The sequence below is a fragment of the Pseudomonas sp. PS01299 genome (assembly GCF_029960145.1).
Classification (GTDB): Bacteria; Pseudomonadota; Gammaproteobacteria; order Pseudomonadales; family Pseudomonadaceae; genus Aquipseudomonas; species Aquipseudomonas putida_A.
This window is the reverse complement of the sequence record NZ_JASCPO010000139.1, coordinates 1-15,331: the sequence shown is the minus strand read 5'-3', so window position 1 is coordinate 15,331 and position 15,331 is coordinate 1. Positions and strand designations below refer to the sequence as shown.

Below are 15,331 nucleotides of genomic sequence, written 5' to 3'. Positions count from 1 at the left end.
GTCTGGAATGGCCCCTTCGCGAGCAAGCCCGCTCCCACATTGGATCTCGGCAACTCACACAATCCCTGTGGGAGCGGGCTTGCTCGCGAAGCTTTTCAGCTATTGGCCGGCACCACCGGAGTAACGCCAACCGCTGGCTTCTTCTTCGCCGCACGCTCCCCGAGAAACAGCACCGAAGTGACATTGAAGCGGCTGAAAATCATCGACAGCACCACCGGCCCCAACAGACCAAACAGCAGTCCGCTGAGCACCAGAATGCTTTCGTCTTTCACACCCAGCCGCCCCATGACAAACCGCGAAGTCGCCGCGAACAGCACATGGAACAGAAAGATCGCGTAAGAGTAGCCGCCCAGCCAGGTCAGCCACTTCGAGCGCATGTCACTCGACAGCAAAGCAATGCAGGACACACACCCCACGGTCAGACCGATCAGGCTGCGGCGGTCGACGATCAACTCACGGTCAATCGCCGCCACGTACAGCAGCGTCAACGAAATCAACACAAACACCAGCGGCCCGACCACCTTGAACCGCTGCTTCAACGCCTCGACATTTTCCTGGCCGATCATCCCCGCCACAAAGAACGGCAGCAGGTAAATCGCGCCATTGATGCCGAACGCATCGAGCTTGAACGGCGGCAACAGAAACACCGCCGCAGCGAAGGCGAACAGCAGATACAAGCGCGTCATCGAGCGCAGCATCCCGCGCCATTCCAGCAGCCCGACGAACATGAAAATGATGAACACCGCCTGCAGGAACCAGAAGTGATTGACCGGTACCCAGAACGACAACAAGGCATCGATCACGCCGACATCCTTGTTCACCCCCGGCCCCACCGCCTGCAACACCGAGAACGGCACACCGACGCAAAACAGCGGCACGATCAGCCGTCGTACCTTGCCGCTGAAGAACGCGGAAAAGTCATTGCCGCGAATTTTGTAGATCGAATAGATGTAGCCGGAAATGAAAGTGAACAGCGGCATGCGCACGTACACCATCGAGTCGGCGATCACCCGGAACGGCGAGCCGAGATCGATTTTCAACCCTCCGCCCAACGGGCCAATAACGTGATAGAGCACCAGCAGCAGGCACGCCAGACCCCGCAGGGTTTCGATCTCCAGCGATTTTTTCTTGCTCGACATAAACACCTGCCTCAATTCAGAACTCGTGATTCAACCCGCACCGGCTTGTTCGCGCGCAACATCAGGCCGAGGCCAACAAACAACACCGGCACCACCATGGAAAAGTGCCGGGCGAAGGAACCGAAATCCGGCTCGAACAAGCCTTGCACCAACAGAAACGCCAGCGGAATCGCGATCAGTTCCTTGGGTTTGGTCTCGATCGGTGCGCCTTTGTAGTCGGTGGAAGTGATGACTTTGAACAGCAGCAGCGCGGTCATGATCATCAGCGCCACAAAGATCACCTGGCCCGGCCCGGACAACAGAATCAGCTCCACCGGGAATGACAGCCGGAAGAAAATGATCATCGAGTCCAGCGCCTGCGAGACGAAGTCACTGCCGCTGAGCCAAGAGACGATCAGCGATTTCGAACCCTCTTCCCCGGCCGTGCGCAACTCGTTGTTGCTGGCGCGAATCGATGACACCGGAAACCCCAGCGCCAGCTGGATCGCCATGGCCACCGCCAGGTAAAACAGGAACAGCATCAGGAAGAAGGTGAAGCGCGACACATACTTCTTCATCACGCAGACGCCGACCCACGACAACGAAAACAGAATCCAGTAAGGCCGGATCAGCACGCCGTAGATCACCGCCGACAGAAAAAAACCGCCGCGGTATTTGCGCGTCAGCGAGCTGAACAAGATGCTCAGCACCGCCACCGAAACGATGATTTCCTTGGTCAGGTTTTCCAGGAAGAACGAACGCACAATCCCCCACAAACACAGGGTGCCGAAGATCGCCAGCGGCATGCGCCGAAACACCACTACCGGAATCGCCGTGAGGAAGAAGTTGCAGAACATCCCGTAGGCCCAGGCGTTGGTCAGGTTGATCCCGGTGGGCCGCAGCAGGAACGCCGAACACTCGTAGGAAGAGCGATCCGGCGAGAACGGGTTCCAGAAATTGCAGTTGTCGGCCCGCGCATAGGACGACCACAACGTCATCGCATCCGGCCCCGGAGCACGCGGGATCAACAGCGGCATCGCCACCGACAGAAACAACCCGGTGAACAGAATCAGGAACGACAGCGAGGAATCGAGTTTGCGGCCGCGAAACTCGATGCACGGCAACTTCAACCCCATGCCAGCGCCCCTTTTACGCGGGTCGCCCGGGTCAACACGGCAATCACGCCAAGCTGCACGATGATCGCGAAGACATTGCCCCACGCCGCGCCATAAATCGAATAGTGCTTGATCAGCAGGTAGCTGACCGGCACCGACACCAGCAAGCAAATCGCCGCGCTGGCGAATGACACTCGACTGTTTTTCGAAGCGATCAGACCGCCCCAGACGATGTCGCCGATGGCCCGCAGGGCAAAGGAAAAAATCAGTACACCGAGGATCGCGTTATCCGGACGCGGCACGCTGCTGGCGACGTAATCGAGCACCACGTTGAAGAACAGATAGATCAGCACCGCCACCGCCGCCGACACCAGCAGCGAGCGCATCACCCATTTGTTGACGAACAAATGGGTGACCGTGAACGCCTGCTGATCCGCCTGAAACCGCTTGGCCAGCACCGGAATCCCCACCACCGCCACCACCGCGTAGGACAGCGCCTGCAAAGTGTTCGCCGCAGACCACGCGTACACATATTTACCCAAGCTGGCGTAGGGCTCGAGATCGGCAATCAGGAAGCGCTCGACGGACTGACTCAAGGCGATCAACCCCGTGCCGAAATAAAACGGCAACCCGGCTTTCCACACGGTCGCGGTTGTCAGTGCTTCGCTGACCCGGCCCTTGTGCACGTTCACCACGATCAGGTAACCAGCGACGATCACCAACACGTTGGCGGCCACCCACAGCCACAGCACACTGGCAATGCCGGAGACCCAGTCGAGCATCATCCCGCCCACCGCCAGCAACGCCCAGAGACCGGTCTTGATGAAGAACAGCAGCGCGCCCGCGGTGGCTTTCTGCGCAGAAAACACGAACGAGTTGATCTCGAACGACAGGTGTTCGGTGAGCAGCACCAGCGTCACGCAGAGGATCAGCGCGGTGCTCGCCTCGACCTGCTGAAACAGCGAGTAAATCCCCACCGTGACCAGCGACAGCAGCAGCCCCACCGCCAGGTACAGCAACAGGACTTTGTCGACCACCCGCCGCGAGCTGCCGCCAACGCTGATCAACCGATTGATCTCGGAACTGAAACCAACGCTGTAGAACTTCGAAGCGATCAGCGACGCCGCGACCACCACGCCATAAAACCCCAGCGCTTCGTAGCCCAGGTAATGGGTGATGGCCAACACCAGCAGAAACTTCGCGCCCAAGGCTCCGCCGCGCAGCAGCAAGCGAAATATCATCGAACGACGCCTTTGATGATCTCGTCCATCATCACCGTCTTGGCTTCGATTTCGCGGCAAGTGTCGGTCAGGCGCTTGCCGAAGTTCGACAGGGCATTCGGCGCATACACGGTGTCGATGATCTGGTCGACATTGATGTCGCCACCGTTGATCACCCAGTCTTCCACGCCCATGTCCTGATAGGCGCCAAAGCCTTTGCGCTCATAGCTGATGTGGTACGCCGGGACACCGGACAGCAGCGACTCGATGGCGCCGTGCAGACGCACCGAGATCACCAGGTCCGGCTGATATTTGGCAATCGTCGCCTTCAACGACAGCAGGTCCTCGGTGATGCCCAGTTCGCGATAGAACGCACCGTCATCGTTGCCGCGAACGGCGCTCTGCACCGCGCAGACCACTTTGCTTTTGTTCTTCAGGCGCTGCAGCAGCAACTTCAGGTTGGCGACGTAGGCGACCTTCTTGTCCTTGCTCCACTCCGGCGGCTTGCGCAGCACCACGCACACAGTGGCCGGCGACGCGGCACAGCGGGTGAACTTCGGCTGCTGAAGAATCTTGCTGGCCAACGACTGCACCGCCAGATCCGGCGCGCGGTAGACGTTTTCACAGGCATCGAACATTGCCGAGGAGCGGTTATCGCGCACGAACACCGCGTCAGCGCTGGCGTAGTGATCGACGATCTGGCGGCTCTCGCCATGGAACGGACCGATGCTTTGCGGCAGGTACACCGACGGCACTTTGCTGAGGATCGCCGTTTCCAGTTGCTTGGCGTGGCCGAGTTTCAGCTTGATGTGTTCGAAGGCGCTTTTGGAGCGCATGTAGCCGCCACCGACGCCGACGATCAGATCGGTCTTGCGCAGCAGATCCGCCAGCCCGGCATACGACTGATTGAGAAACACCGCCTGCTTGACCCGCCCCAGGCCCTTGGCCGCCATCACCGGCGCATCGAAACGCGGGTGCGGCAGGTAGGCGAAAGACTGCGGGTCGGAGGCCACGACATTGATCGCGGTGTCTTCGCCAAAGTTGCGCTGCACCAACGCGATGGCCAGATCGACGAGCAGGCCGTCACCGGAGTTGGAGGCACTGTAGCCATGCAAAATCGTTACGTTCATAAGCTTGAGTTCTACTTAATAAGTGGGAGCGCAATACACGTCGTAGGTCTGGCGGATCATCAGCGCGGCACTGAAGCGCTCGCGCACGATGTTCCGGCCTTCGCTGCCGAGGTCGAGCAACCGCGGCTTCTGGATTCGCGCCAGCACGTCGGCCAGCGCCTGATGATCACCGGTGGGAAAGACGTAGCCGGACACTTCATGGGTGACCAGTTCGGGCAGTGACGTGCAGTTGCTGGCGATCACCGGCAAGCCCATGGCCATGCCTTCCAGCGGCACCATGGCAAAACCTTCCCAGCGGCTCGGAACGATCAGCGCGTCGGCCTGTTGATACAGCGCCTGCACTTCGGCCGGCGTGACCCACGGCAGGTACTCGACCGCGTCCATCTCGGGGCACTCGACCGTGTCCTCGTTGACCGCACTGCCGACCACCGTCAGTTTCAGATCACTTCGCTGCACCTTGGCGAAGGCCTTGAGCAGCACGTCGAAACCTTTCTGGTAATCGAGACGACCGACGAACAGCAGATGAATCGGCGCGGGGCTCTCGGCCTTCGGCGCCTCGTCGCGCTGGTGGATGCCGTTGTAGATCAGCTTCATGCGCGAGCGCTGAATGCCGAACCGCGCAGCCTTGTCCATCTCGTAGCGGCTGACGCAGATAATCACGTCGGTGACTCTCTGCAGGACCCGCTCGATCCATGCGTAGATCTTCTGCTTGGTCGGCGAGCTTTCCATCAGGAACGAAAAGGCGTGCGGGCAGTAGACGATTTTCGGCTTGCGCCACGGTCGCAGAAGCACACAGACCACGCGGCCGATCACCCCGGAAAAGGTGCTGTGCAAATGCACCACATCGGGTTTTTCCTTGAGCATCACCCGGGTCAGTTGCCAGGCAAAACGCAGCAGCGAACGCACATCACGCCCGCTGCGTTCGAACGTGCGAATCTGCTGTGCATCAATGCCGTGCAGCTCTTGTTTCTGGTCGAGCGGCACCAGATAGACCAGCTCGTAATTCGAATCCTGGCCTTCGGGCGACGCCGAGATGGTGCGGATAACGGTGGCGACCCCACCTTTTATCGTTTCAGCCACGTGCAGTATTTTCTTCACAACCCACCCACTTTCATGCCTGTTGGAACGCCCCTGATTTCAGGATTTGTCCGACGCGTATTCGTAGTTGTAATAGCCATAGCTGCCATTGCCGTAGTAGCTGGCAGCGCGCTTCTCGACGCCGTTGAACACCGCGCCCTTGAGCTCGATGCCGTTCTGCGCGAAGCGGCGAATGGTCGCTTCAATTTCCTTGGCCGGGTTTACCGCAAACCGCGTGACGATCAGGCTGATCCCGGCTTCACGCCCGACAATCGCCGCGTCGGTAACCGCGAGCAGTGGCGGCGTATCGATGATCACCACGTCGTAGCGCTGACTCAGCTCGGCGAGCAAATCGCGGAAGTTGGCGTGCATCAACAACTCGGAAGGATTCGGTGGAACCTGACCACGGCTGATGAAGTGCAGGTTGTCGATTTCCACCGTGTTGATCGCCTGCTCGATGCTGCAGCGCTTGACCAGCAGGTCCGACAGGCCATTGGCGATCGGTACATTCAGCGTCTTGTGCAAGTGGCCCTTGCGCATGTCGGCGTCGATCAGCAACACGCGCTGACCGCTCTGCGCCATGACCGCGGCGAGGTTGGAGGAGACGAAGGTCTTGCCGACCTGCGGGCTGGGGCCGGAGATCATGATGCGGTTGTTGGTCGAATCCAGCGCGGCGAAATGCAGGCAGGTGCGCAGGCTGCGGATCGACTCGATGGACAAGTCGGTCGGGTTGCGCAGCGCCAGCAGATAGGCCGGTGTTTCTGCGGTGATTTTGGCCCGGCCCTTTTTCGTGTCCTCGTCGCGCTGCAAGGCGCTGTAGGGAATCGAGGCGTACACCGGCAGCCCGAGCTGTTCGATGGCTTCCGGGCCTTCCAGACCTTTGCTCAGGGATTTGCGCAACAGCACCAGGGCTACGCCGAGAAAGGCGCCGAGGAACGTTGCGATCAGCACGATCAGGGCTTTTTTCGGTTTGACCGGGCTGCTCAGGTCAACATCCGCCGGATCGATCAGGCGCACATTGCCCACCGCCCCGGCGCGGACGATGTCCAATTCCTGGGATTTGTTCAGCAACTGCGTGTAGATCTGCGAAGCCACTTCCACATCCCGGGTCAGGTTGAGCAGCTCCTGCTGCGTGGCCGGCAGATCACCGACCTTGCCTTCCAGCGACTTCTGCTGCTGGGTCAACTCACCGATCTGCGACATCAAGGCGCGATATGCCGGATGCTGTTTGGTGAACTTGCGATCCATTTCCGCCTGCTGCATTTTCAGCTCGGAAATCCGCGTTTCCAGCGCCACGGACTGACCGAGCACCGACTGGGTTTCCAGGGAAATGTTCACGGTCTTGCCGTGGGTCTGATACGCGTTGAGCGCATCGCTGGCCTTGGCCAGATCACGCTTGACCTGCGGCAACTGACTTTGCAGGAACGCCAGGCTTTGCGCCGCTTCCGCCGAGGTGCGGCGCACGTTCTGATCGACGTAGAGCGCGGCGATCTTGTTGAGGATCTTCACCGCCTCGGCCGCATCGGCGCTGGCCAGCGCCAGACGGATAATTCCCGACTCTTTACCTTGCTCGGAGATATCCAGCGCATCCTGGTAACCCTGAATGGTCACGATCCGTGGATTGCGCACCACTTCAAAGCGAGTACCCGGGTTGGCTTGCAGGCGCTCGACCAAACCCTCGACGCCGTCCTGGGCGAAGGCTTCGCCGGCGACGCCCTCGACCAACAGGTTGTCGTTGTCATCGAGCAACTGAAAGTGCTGTTGTTCGCCAGCCACCAGGGTGAGCTTCTTGCCCAACAACTCTTTGGGCAGATTGAGCCGGGTAAACTCCAGACGCTCGCCGCCCCAGGCGTAGCTGTTGAAGCCAAAACGCGGCGGCGCCACGCTGAACTCGGTTTCGCCGCGATAACGCCGGGCGAGAAAACCGCCGACCACCGGGAAGGTGTTGGGGGTGACGTCGATGTCCAGGCGCAGGTCGTCGACAGTTTTGCCGATCACCGCGCGGGACTTGATGATGCCGATTTCGGTCACCGACGGCGATTGCCCGCCGAGCATGCTGCTGAGGTCGGAAAAGCCGAGCATGTCGTTCTTTTTCGGTTCGACCTGAACCAGCGCGTTCGCCAGGTACACCGGCGTCGCCAATACCGCGTAGGCAACACCAGCGGCCATGAATGCACCGGTGAATGCACCGATCAACCATTTCTGGTCGATCAAACTGCCGAATATGCCGAGAAGATCAATACTGTCTTGATCGTTATCACGGTTGGCGATTACTGACGGTAACTGCATAAGTCTTTCTTACCATTCACTGATCTGAAGAATATTCATCAATGTCCGAGGCGCTGCGCCCACGAGCTAACAGCATCTTCAATCAATGCATGGGCATGTATAAAAGCGGCCTTACCTTGACGATACGGATCCTGTATTTCTCGTTCGCTCTGCCACTTGCCGAGAAGAAATACTTTGCCTCGGGCGTGCGAGGCAATCTTCAGCACCTGATTCACATGTTGTTTTTCCATGACCAGAATCAGGTCTGATTCATTGACGATATCGGCGGTCAATTGCCGGGCCTGGAAACCCTCGGCGCTGTGCCCGCGGTCTTCCAGCACCTGGCGCGCCGAGGCTTCGATGCCTTCGCCGACCCGCGCAGAGAGACCTGCGGACGTCACCGAAATGGTTGAGGGGGTCAGCGCGTTACGCAGCAGAAGTTCTGCTGTCGGACTTCGGCAAATATTGCCAACGCACACGACGAGGATCTTTTTGAACAAGGTTTACATTCCTGTGTAATATCATTCTGCCAACATCTAGAGCGGATCTTAATGAACCCACTAGATCATTCTGCACTCAGAAATAGATTCGCCCTGTTAGTACCAGCGTATTAAGTACCACAGGGTCAAAAGCCGCCAAAACACAATTAACGGACTAAAAATAACTGTGATTTTCAGGTCTGGTTTTCCTGACAAAAAATAACATTGGCGCACTTAGTGCCATTGTCAGTTTCGAAACAGTTATCTCGAGATATCTTTTCGCCGTTGTCACTTCTCACCCGGAGAACCGACATGAAATCAGCCCATCTCAAACCCCTGAGCGCCCTGACCCTGTTACTGCTGGCGGCAACCGGCCAGAGCCAGGCCAATGAACTGTTCCCGGCATTGCCCGCCAATAAAACCATCGGGGTTCAGGTCAAAGTCCAGACCTTTTCCGCTGCGGACGCCGAGCGCGTCAAAGCCACCGGCTTCAGTTTCGTGCGTTTTGGCGTATGGACTGACAGCCTGCCCAGCGCGGCCTACCAGAAGCAGATCAGCGATGCCTTCGCCGTGGCCCGCGCGGCCGGTCTGCCGGTGCTGATGACCCTGCGCGCGACCAAGCCGTTACAGGCCAATGATCTGGCGAACGCGGGGGTCGCGTATGCCAACGCGCTGACCAGCCTGGCAGCGACCTATGGCTCACAACTGGTGGCGATCGAGCTATGGAATGAGCCGGACCTCGGCACTTACTGGCCGACCGGCAATTTCGACACGACGTTCGTGCCGTTCATGAGCGCAGCGTGCAAGACCCTGCAAGACAAACCCCAGACAGTCCCGGTGATCGGTTTTGGTTTTGCCCGGCCACCGACCGCCGGCTCGGCGTCCACCGTGGCACTCAACCGAATCGTCAGCGAATACCCCAAATGCCTCAACGCGGTCTCCTACCATCCCTACGGCATGAGCGGCACGCAGATCAGCAACGCCCAGGCGTTTATCCAGCAGAACTTCCATCTGCCGGGGGTGATCAGCGAATGGGGCATCTCGGCGCTTCCCTCCAACGGCGGAACTGAAGGCCAAGCCAGTAAAATCAGTGCATTCGTGGCCGATATCAAAACCCGCAACATTGCCCTGACCTCGATTTACGAGTGGAAAAACAGCGACACCGGCAGCAATGACCGCGAGAAGAATTTCGGTCTGTTGACGTCCGATGGCCAGCCGAAACCGGCAGAAACTGCGGTCAAAACCCAGCTGAGCCAGCAATAACCTCCATCAATGTGCTCAAGGGGCGCTGGCCGTCAGTTGCTTTGAACCTGCGGCCGATTTTGGCATCGTATTCATCGATACCGCGCCCCACCGTTCAAACAGCCGTTCTCAGGTTGTTGCCCCCGGGGAACCCGTTGCGCCTTGATGCCCTTGAGTGGCTGTCAACGCTCGGGTAATGTCGTCAAACCCACAGGACAGAGCACACCCATGACTTCCAAGCTGGAACAACTCAAACAGATGACCACCGTAGTTGCCGACACCGGCGACTTCGAAGCGATCGCCCGGGTCAAGCCGGTCGACGCCACCACCAACCCTTCCCTGCTGCTCAAGGCAGCCGCCATCCCCGCCTACGCCGAGCTGCTGAACGCCTGCGTCAGCGACTGCAAGGGCGACGTGGGTCTGGCCAGCGACCGTTTCGGCGTCGCCGTCGGCCAGGAAATCCTCAAAGTGATTCCGGGCCGCATTTCTACCGAAGTGGATGCGCGCCTGTCGTTCGACCAGGACGCCGTGCTCAAGCGTGCGCATCGCCTGATCGAGCTGTACGACAAGGCCGGCATCGGCCGTGACCGCGTGCTGATCAAGATTGCTTCGACCTGGGAAGGCATTCGCGCTGCGGAGATCCTCGAGAAGGAAGGCATCCAGACCAACCTGACCCTGCTGTTCTCCTTCGCTCAGGCTGCCGCTTGCGCTGACGCCGGGGTGTTCCTGATCTCGCCGTTCGTGGGCCGCATCTACGACTGGTACAAGAAGGCTAACGGCAACGACTACACCGGCGCCGATGATCCGGGCGTGCAGTCGGTGACCCGCATCTACAACTACTACAAGGCCAATGACTACAAGACCGTGGTCATGGGTGCCAGCTTCCGCAACCTGAGCCAGATCGAGCAACTGGCCGGCTGCGATCGCCTGACCATCAGCCCGGACCTGATCGACAAGCTCGCGGCAGACACCGGCAAACTGGAGCGCAAACTCGCCCCGGGCCACGCCGGCGAAGCGCGCCTGAGCCTCAACGAAGCGCAATTCCGCTGGTTGTCCAACGAAGACGCGATGGCCACCGAGAAACTGGCTGAGGGCATCCGTCAGTTTGCCCGTGACCAGGAGAAGCTTGAGGCGCTGCTGCAGGCCAAGCTGTGATCTGAGTCGCTGAAATGCAAAAAGGGCGAACCCGGTTGGGTTCGCCCTTTTTTGTGCCTGCTGGATTATTAGTGTTTTGGCGAGAGCTATCGCGAGCAGGCTCACTCCTACAGTGGATCTGTGGATTACTCAAGATTATGCGTCGAATGAGAAACCCTGTAGGAGTGAGCCTGCTCGCGATAGGGCCAGCAGGCCCTACCCACATTTCAGGCCATCAATGCCGTTCGAGGGCATTCACCAGATCATGGAAGGCTTCACGATTGGAGTCGTTCAGGCCCATGAGGATCTTGTGCGCTTCGAGCACCTTGATCCGCACCACTTCTTCGGACTGGTCCTGATCCGGCAGGTCATCCAGGCACTCGGGGCACGGCACCGGGAGGTTGACGATGTTGAACACCTGCTCGAAGCCCATCGACTGCAGCAGCCGGGTGATGTCTTCGTGGGTGGTGACGACGGTCGGCAGCAGGCCGACCTTTTGCCGCGACAGGATCGACAGTTTGGCCAGCAGGCCGAGGGTGGTGCTGTCGATGCTGCGGGTTTCGGTCAAATCGATCACGATCGCGTTGAAATTCAACGCGGTGAAGATTTTCTCAATAGTCGCATCCAACGCCGAACACAGGGTCAGGCGAACTTCACCGACGAACTTCAGGACGAAGGTGCCGTCCTGCTCGGCGAACTGGATTCTACCGGTACTCATTGAAGGTTCCTGCTCAACACCAACAGGGCGATATCATCCGGCATCTCCCCTAGCGTGGCCAATCCAAACACTTGCCGCAGACCATCCAGGCTGCCGCCCGCCGACTTCACCCGTTGGGGCAAAGCGGCTTCTTTTTCCTTGAGCGTCGGTTCTGGCAACAGATCCAGAATGCCGTCGGACATCAGCGTCAGGCTGAACGTCGGAGGCAGCTCAAGCACGTGATCTTCGTAGGTGGCCTCATTGAACAGGCCCACCGGCAAACCGCGGCCTTCGAGGTAACGAACACTGTCAGGCGTGTACAACACAGGCAACGGCAGATGGCCGCCGATGCTATAGGTCAACAAACCGGTCTCCTCGTCGATGACTCCACCGACCATTGTGACGTGTTTGCCCAGCTTACAACTGATCAGCCCCCGGTTGATATGACCAAGGACTTCCGAAGGCTTGAATTCCGGCAACGTGCCGTTGCGCTTGGACTCGAACAGCAGGCGCGTGGTCATGAACTTCAGCAGCACCGTGACGAACGCTGACGAGGCGCCATGGCCCGATACGTCGGCCAGGTAGAACGCCACCCGACGCTCGTCGACACGGAAGTAGTCGACAAAATCACCCGACAGGTACAGCGACGGGATGATCTGGTGGGCAAACTGGAACTCGTCGATGCGCCACGGGCTTTCCGGCAGCATGTTCATCTGCACCTGACGACCGGCGTTCTGGTCTTCCTGGAGCAGGTTCAGGCTGGCTTCGAGCTCGCGGTTGGCCTTCTCCAGCTTCTCGCGGTAGCGCTGGTTCTCCAGCAGCAGGCGCGCACGATCCAGCGCGCGGCGCACCGAATGCTCGAGCACGGCCAGGTCTTCGAGAGGCTTGATCAGGTAGTCCGCCGCACCCAGGCGCAGCGCCTCGACGGCGTCGTTCATCACGCCGGCACCCGAAACGACGATCATCGGCGTTTGCGGTGAGCGCTCGGTGACCTGACGGATGAGTTCGAGACCACCCATCTGCGGCATGCGCAGATCGCAGATGACCAAGTCGGGCTTGTCTTGCTCGAATACCTGAAGACCCTGTTGGCCGTTGCTGGCCTGCAGGACGCTGAAACCACTGTCTTCCAAATAGGCCGCGAGGCTCGCGCGCACTACTTCGTCATCATCGATTATCAGCAGCGTGGCACTGGTTTTTGGCATGTGGGCAAACGGCGCCAGAATTAGGTTGGCGTAGCAGGCGGGGCATCGGCCCGGCTCAGACTACTGGATTCGCTTTCTAGCCTCTCTGCTGCACCGCTTTCGAGCACTGAGCCAGAACGCGATTGCACCAGAGGTGCCCTTCTAAGGCGCAGACGGTACTCCCATCCGCGGGGCGTTTCAAGCATGCGCCGATGGTCGCTTGACGACTTTACTTGTCAAATCACCGAGAGTTATAAGAACAGCTCAAACCGTAACCCAATGGAAGGTCGAAGCCATGAGTCAAACCGGTCGGGACTACAGCGAAAAGCGCGATTTCATCCGCATGCGGGTCGATGCCGATGTGGTGTTGATTCATGAAGGGGACCAGGTGTCGGGCGTGTGCATCGACCTCTCGAGCAGTGGCATGCAGGTCGAAGCGCCGCGCCAGTTCGCGGTTGGTGACCGTTTGAGCGTGCGCATCGATTCCGAGCATGCGGCGCTGAGCGGGCTGGAAGCGGAGACCGAAGTGGTCTGGGTCAAGGCCCAGGACGGCGATGGCCAGAAGCTCGGCCTGAGCATTCTGAAGATGAAATAAGCGCACACAAAAAAGGCGGCCTCGCGGGCCGCCTTCCTGTCATCGGTCGAGATTAAAAATCGTCTTCGACGTGACCATCCTTGACCTTGAACTCGCGGTTCTGCAGGTAGGCGTTGCGGATGAAGGTGTATTTGTCGCCGCTGATCAGCTTCTCGCTCGACAGCAGGCTGGCGCGGGTGTCGACGATGTTCAGGCCGAACACCGAGTTACGGACAGGCACGTCGTTGATGTAGCGGTACGGACCGGTGTAGCTGTCGACGTACTTGGACGGTGCATCACGCAGGGTGCTCGGGCCGAGCAACGGCAGCATCACGTAAGGGCCGCTGCTGACGCCCCAGTAACCGAGGGTCTGACCGAAGTCTTCGTCACTGCGATTCAGGCCCATTTTGGTACCGACATCGAAGAAGCCCAGCAGGCCGAAGGTGGTGTTGAAGATGATACGCGCGGTATCGACACCGGCTGCTGCCGGCTTGGCCTGCAGAATGTTGTTCGCCAGGTTGGTGACGTCACCGACGTTGCGGAACATGTTGTGGATGCCGTCTTCGAGGAACTGCGGCGTCACGAACTCATAACCCTGCGCCAGCGGCTTGAGCGCGTAGGTGTCGACGAAGTCGTTGAACTGGAAGATCGGGCGGTTGACGCTTTCCCAAGGGTCTTCTTCCGTTGCAGCGTTGGCGGCGAACGGAACCAGCAGGACGCTGGCACATACACATAGCTGAGCGAGAGGATTGCTCCAGCGCATAGAAAAACTCCTTGGATTTTTACTGGCGCGGGCACCCGGGCCCAGGCGTTAAGAGCGCTAGTATAAGCGCAAAAGCCGTTTTGGGCAGTCCACCCGTGAAGAGTAATGCAGGACGTTTCCAGGGAGCGCCTTCACACACCTGTCATCCAACTGTCACCGGCGTCGCCTAGCCTCATGCCTATTTCAGGGACGTTGCCATGACCCATGCTGAAGTCTTGCCTGTCGCCGCGCCCGGCCTGACCGCCGTGCTGTTCGGACTCAGTGGCTGTCTGGTGGATTTCGGCGCCCGTGCCCATCAACACGCCAGCGTACTGCCCGAGCACGCCGACGCCACACCCGGCGCTCTCGACAGCCTGCTCAGCCTGCAGCGCCAGCAGATTCCCTGTGCGTGGATCGACGAGCTGCCCCCTGCCCTCGCGCAACCCTTGGCGGCCTCTCTGCCGGCGTGGATCAAACCGACGCAATATTCAGCAACAATCAATCCATGGCCCGCACCGAACGCCTGCTGGCAGGCGCTGATGGGTTTGAACGTCAGCTGCCTGGATGGCTGCGTGCTGGTGAGCGGCGAGCCCCGGTTGCTGCAAGCGGGCCTCAACGCCGGGCTGTGGACCATCGGCCTGGCGTCCTGCGGCTCACTGTGCGGCCTGTCGCCGAGCGAGTGGCAAGCGCTGAGCCAGAACGAACGCGACCAACGACGCGGTAAGGCAACCCTGCAGTTGTTCGGGCTGGGCGTGCATTCGGTGATCGATCATCTGGGCGAGCTCGACACCTGCCTGGCCGACATCAACCTGCGCCGCCTCAAGGGCGAAAAGCCCTGACCGGGATCATGCAGGTTGCCGCAGAGTGGATTAATCTAAAGGTCAGCCATAGACCTTTGGCGCGCGGCTGCGGTCAATGCCAGTGCCTCTTGATAAAAGGAACCCCACCATGCCCGCCCAAGAACTGCAAAAACAACTCGACACCCTGCGCGAGCAACTGGAGCAGAATCCGCCGCTGTCCGAAGCCGAACGTGAAGATCTGCATGCGCTGATGGCGCAGATCGAAACTGAAATCAAACTGGAGAGCGCCACTCAGGATGCCAGCATCGCCGATGGCGTGAACCTGGCGGTGGACCGCTTTGAACTCGAACACCCGGCCATTGCCGGCACCCTGCGCAATATCGTCAATGCGTTGGGTAGCATGGGGATCTGATTTCCCTCCCCTGAAATGCAAAAAGCCCTGCCAGCGCTGGCAGGGCTTTTTCATTTCCACAAATTGAAACACAGTCCAATGTGGGAGCGGGCTTGCTCGCGAAAGCGGTCTGTCAGCCAATGCATCATCAACTGACAGACCG

General features: G+C 59.4%; 15 protein-coding genes. 5 read left to right on the top strand and 10 right to left on the bottom strand.

The annotated features are described in order from the left end of the window. Positions 1-95: 95 nt before the first annotated feature. The 7 genes from QMX91_RS20995 to QMX91_RS20965 are packed head-to-tail and all read right to left on the bottom strand — an operon-like array spanning position 96 to position 8,428. Positions 96-1,139 (bottom strand): acyltransferase, encoded by a 1,044-nt coding sequence (locus QMX91_RS20995; protein WP_247269285.1) that lies wholly within the window; start codon positions 1,137-1,139, stop codon positions 96-98. An 11-nt stretch (positions 1,140-1,150) separates the two neighbouring features. Then, on the bottom strand, positions 1,151-2,254 hold the full coding sequence (locus QMX91_RS20990) for a hypothetical protein (RefSeq protein WP_003226536.1): 1,104 nt from the start codon (positions 2,252-2,254) through the stop codon (positions 1,151-1,153). Next, a complete protein-coding gene (locus QMX91_RS20985) occupies positions 2,245-3,474 on the bottom strand; it encodes a polysaccharide biosynthesis C-terminal domain-containing protein (protein WP_139055625.1) in 1,230 nt (409 codons plus the stop codon). Before QMX91_RS20985 ends, QMX91_RS20990 begins: the two co-directional genes overlap by 10 nt. Then, a complete protein-coding gene (locus tag QMX91_RS20980) occupies positions 3,471-4,583 on the bottom strand; it encodes a polysaccharide pyruvyl transferase family protein (RefSeq protein ID WP_135296234.1) in 1,113 nt (370 codons plus the stop codon). The genes QMX91_RS20985 and QMX91_RS20980 overlap by 4 nt, the downstream gene beginning before the upstream one ends. 15 nt (positions 4,584-4,598) lie before the next feature. Next, positions 4,599-5,681 carry a glycosyltransferase gene (locus tag QMX91_RS20975; RefSeq protein WP_027611474.1) on the bottom strand — a complete coding sequence of 361 codons (1,083 nt, stop codon included), beginning with the start codon at positions 5,679-5,681 and terminating at the stop codon, positions 4,599-4,601. Between the two features lie 39 nt (positions 5,682-5,720). Next, a complete protein-coding gene (locus QMX91_RS20970) occupies positions 5,721-7,949 on the bottom strand; it encodes a polysaccharide biosynthesis tyrosine autokinase (protein ID WP_282413287.1) in 2,229 nt (742 codons plus the stop codon). A 38-nt stretch (positions 7,950-7,987) separates the two neighbouring features. After that, positions 7,988-8,428, bottom strand: coding sequence for a low molecular weight protein-tyrosine-phosphatase (locus tag QMX91_RS20965; RefSeq protein ID WP_282413286.1), 441 nt, complete (start codon positions 8,426-8,428; stop codon positions 7,988-7,990). A gap of 291 nt (positions 8,429-8,719) precedes the next feature. Here QMX91_RS20965 and QMX91_RS20960 point away from each other — a divergent pair, with 291 nt between their 5' ends. Both QMX91_RS20960 and tal read left to right on the top strand, forming a co-directional pair. Then, the gene (locus tag QMX91_RS20960) at positions 8,720-9,670 is read left to right on the top strand and encodes a glycosyl hydrolase family 5 (protein WP_282413285.1); all 951 of its coding nucleotides are present in this window, start codon (positions 8,720-8,722) and stop codon (positions 9,668-9,670) included. A 207-nt stretch (positions 9,671-9,877) separates the two neighbouring features. Next, complete coding sequence (tal, locus tag QMX91_RS20955) at positions 9,878-10,804, top strand: transaldolase (protein ID WP_027611470.1); 927 nt, start codon at positions 9,878-9,880, stop codon at positions 10,802-10,804. A gap of 214 nt (positions 10,805-11,018) precedes the next feature. On the opposite strand, the gene rssC is transcribed toward tal, so the two are convergent. Further along, positions 11,019-11,501 (bottom strand): anti-sigma factor antagonist RssC, encoded by a 483-nt coding sequence (gene rssC, locus QMX91_RS20950; RefSeq protein ID WP_282413284.1) that lies wholly within the window; start codon positions 11,499-11,501, stop codon positions 11,019-11,021. Next, positions 11,498-12,682 (bottom strand): two-component system response regulator RssB, encoded by a 1,185-nt coding sequence (gene rssB / locus QMX91_RS20945; RefSeq protein WP_041074010.1) that lies wholly within the window; start codon positions 12,680-12,682, stop codon positions 11,498-11,500. The genes rssC and rssB overlap by 4 nt, the downstream gene beginning before the upstream one ends. Before the next feature lie 274 nt (positions 12,683-12,956). Here rssB and QMX91_RS20940 point away from each other — a divergent pair, with 274 nt between their 5' ends. After that, on the top strand, positions 12,957-13,256 hold the full coding sequence (locus QMX91_RS20940) for a PilZ domain-containing protein (RefSeq protein ID WP_135296237.1): 300 nt from the start codon (positions 12,957-12,959) through the stop codon (positions 13,254-13,256). A 52-nt stretch (positions 13,257-13,308) separates the two neighbouring features. Here the strand turns inward: QMX91_RS20940 and QMX91_RS20935 are convergent, their stop codons facing one another. Then, positions 13,309-13,998, bottom strand: a complete 690-nt coding sequence (locus tag QMX91_RS20935; RefSeq protein ID WP_098964788.1) for a VacJ family lipoprotein — start codon at positions 13,996-13,998, stop codon at positions 13,309-13,311. 197 nt (positions 13,999-14,195) lie between these two features. Here QMX91_RS20935 and QMX91_RS20930 point away from each other — a divergent pair, with 197 nt between their 5' ends. Together QMX91_RS20930 and QMX91_RS20925 are read left to right on the top strand one after the other, a co-directional pair. After that, the gene (locus QMX91_RS20930; RefSeq protein WP_103368826.1) at positions 14,196-14,816 is read left to right on the top strand and encodes a phosphatase; all 621 of its coding nucleotides are present in this window, start codon (positions 14,196-14,198) and stop codon (positions 14,814-14,816) included. Positions 14,817-14,925: 109 nt separating this feature from the next. Further along, positions 14,926-15,189, top strand: coding sequence for a DUF4404 family protein (locus QMX91_RS20925; RefSeq protein ID WP_041074003.1), 264 nt, complete (start codon positions 14,926-14,928; stop codon positions 15,187-15,189). The last annotated feature ends 142 nt before the right edge of the window (positions 15,190-15,331 follow it).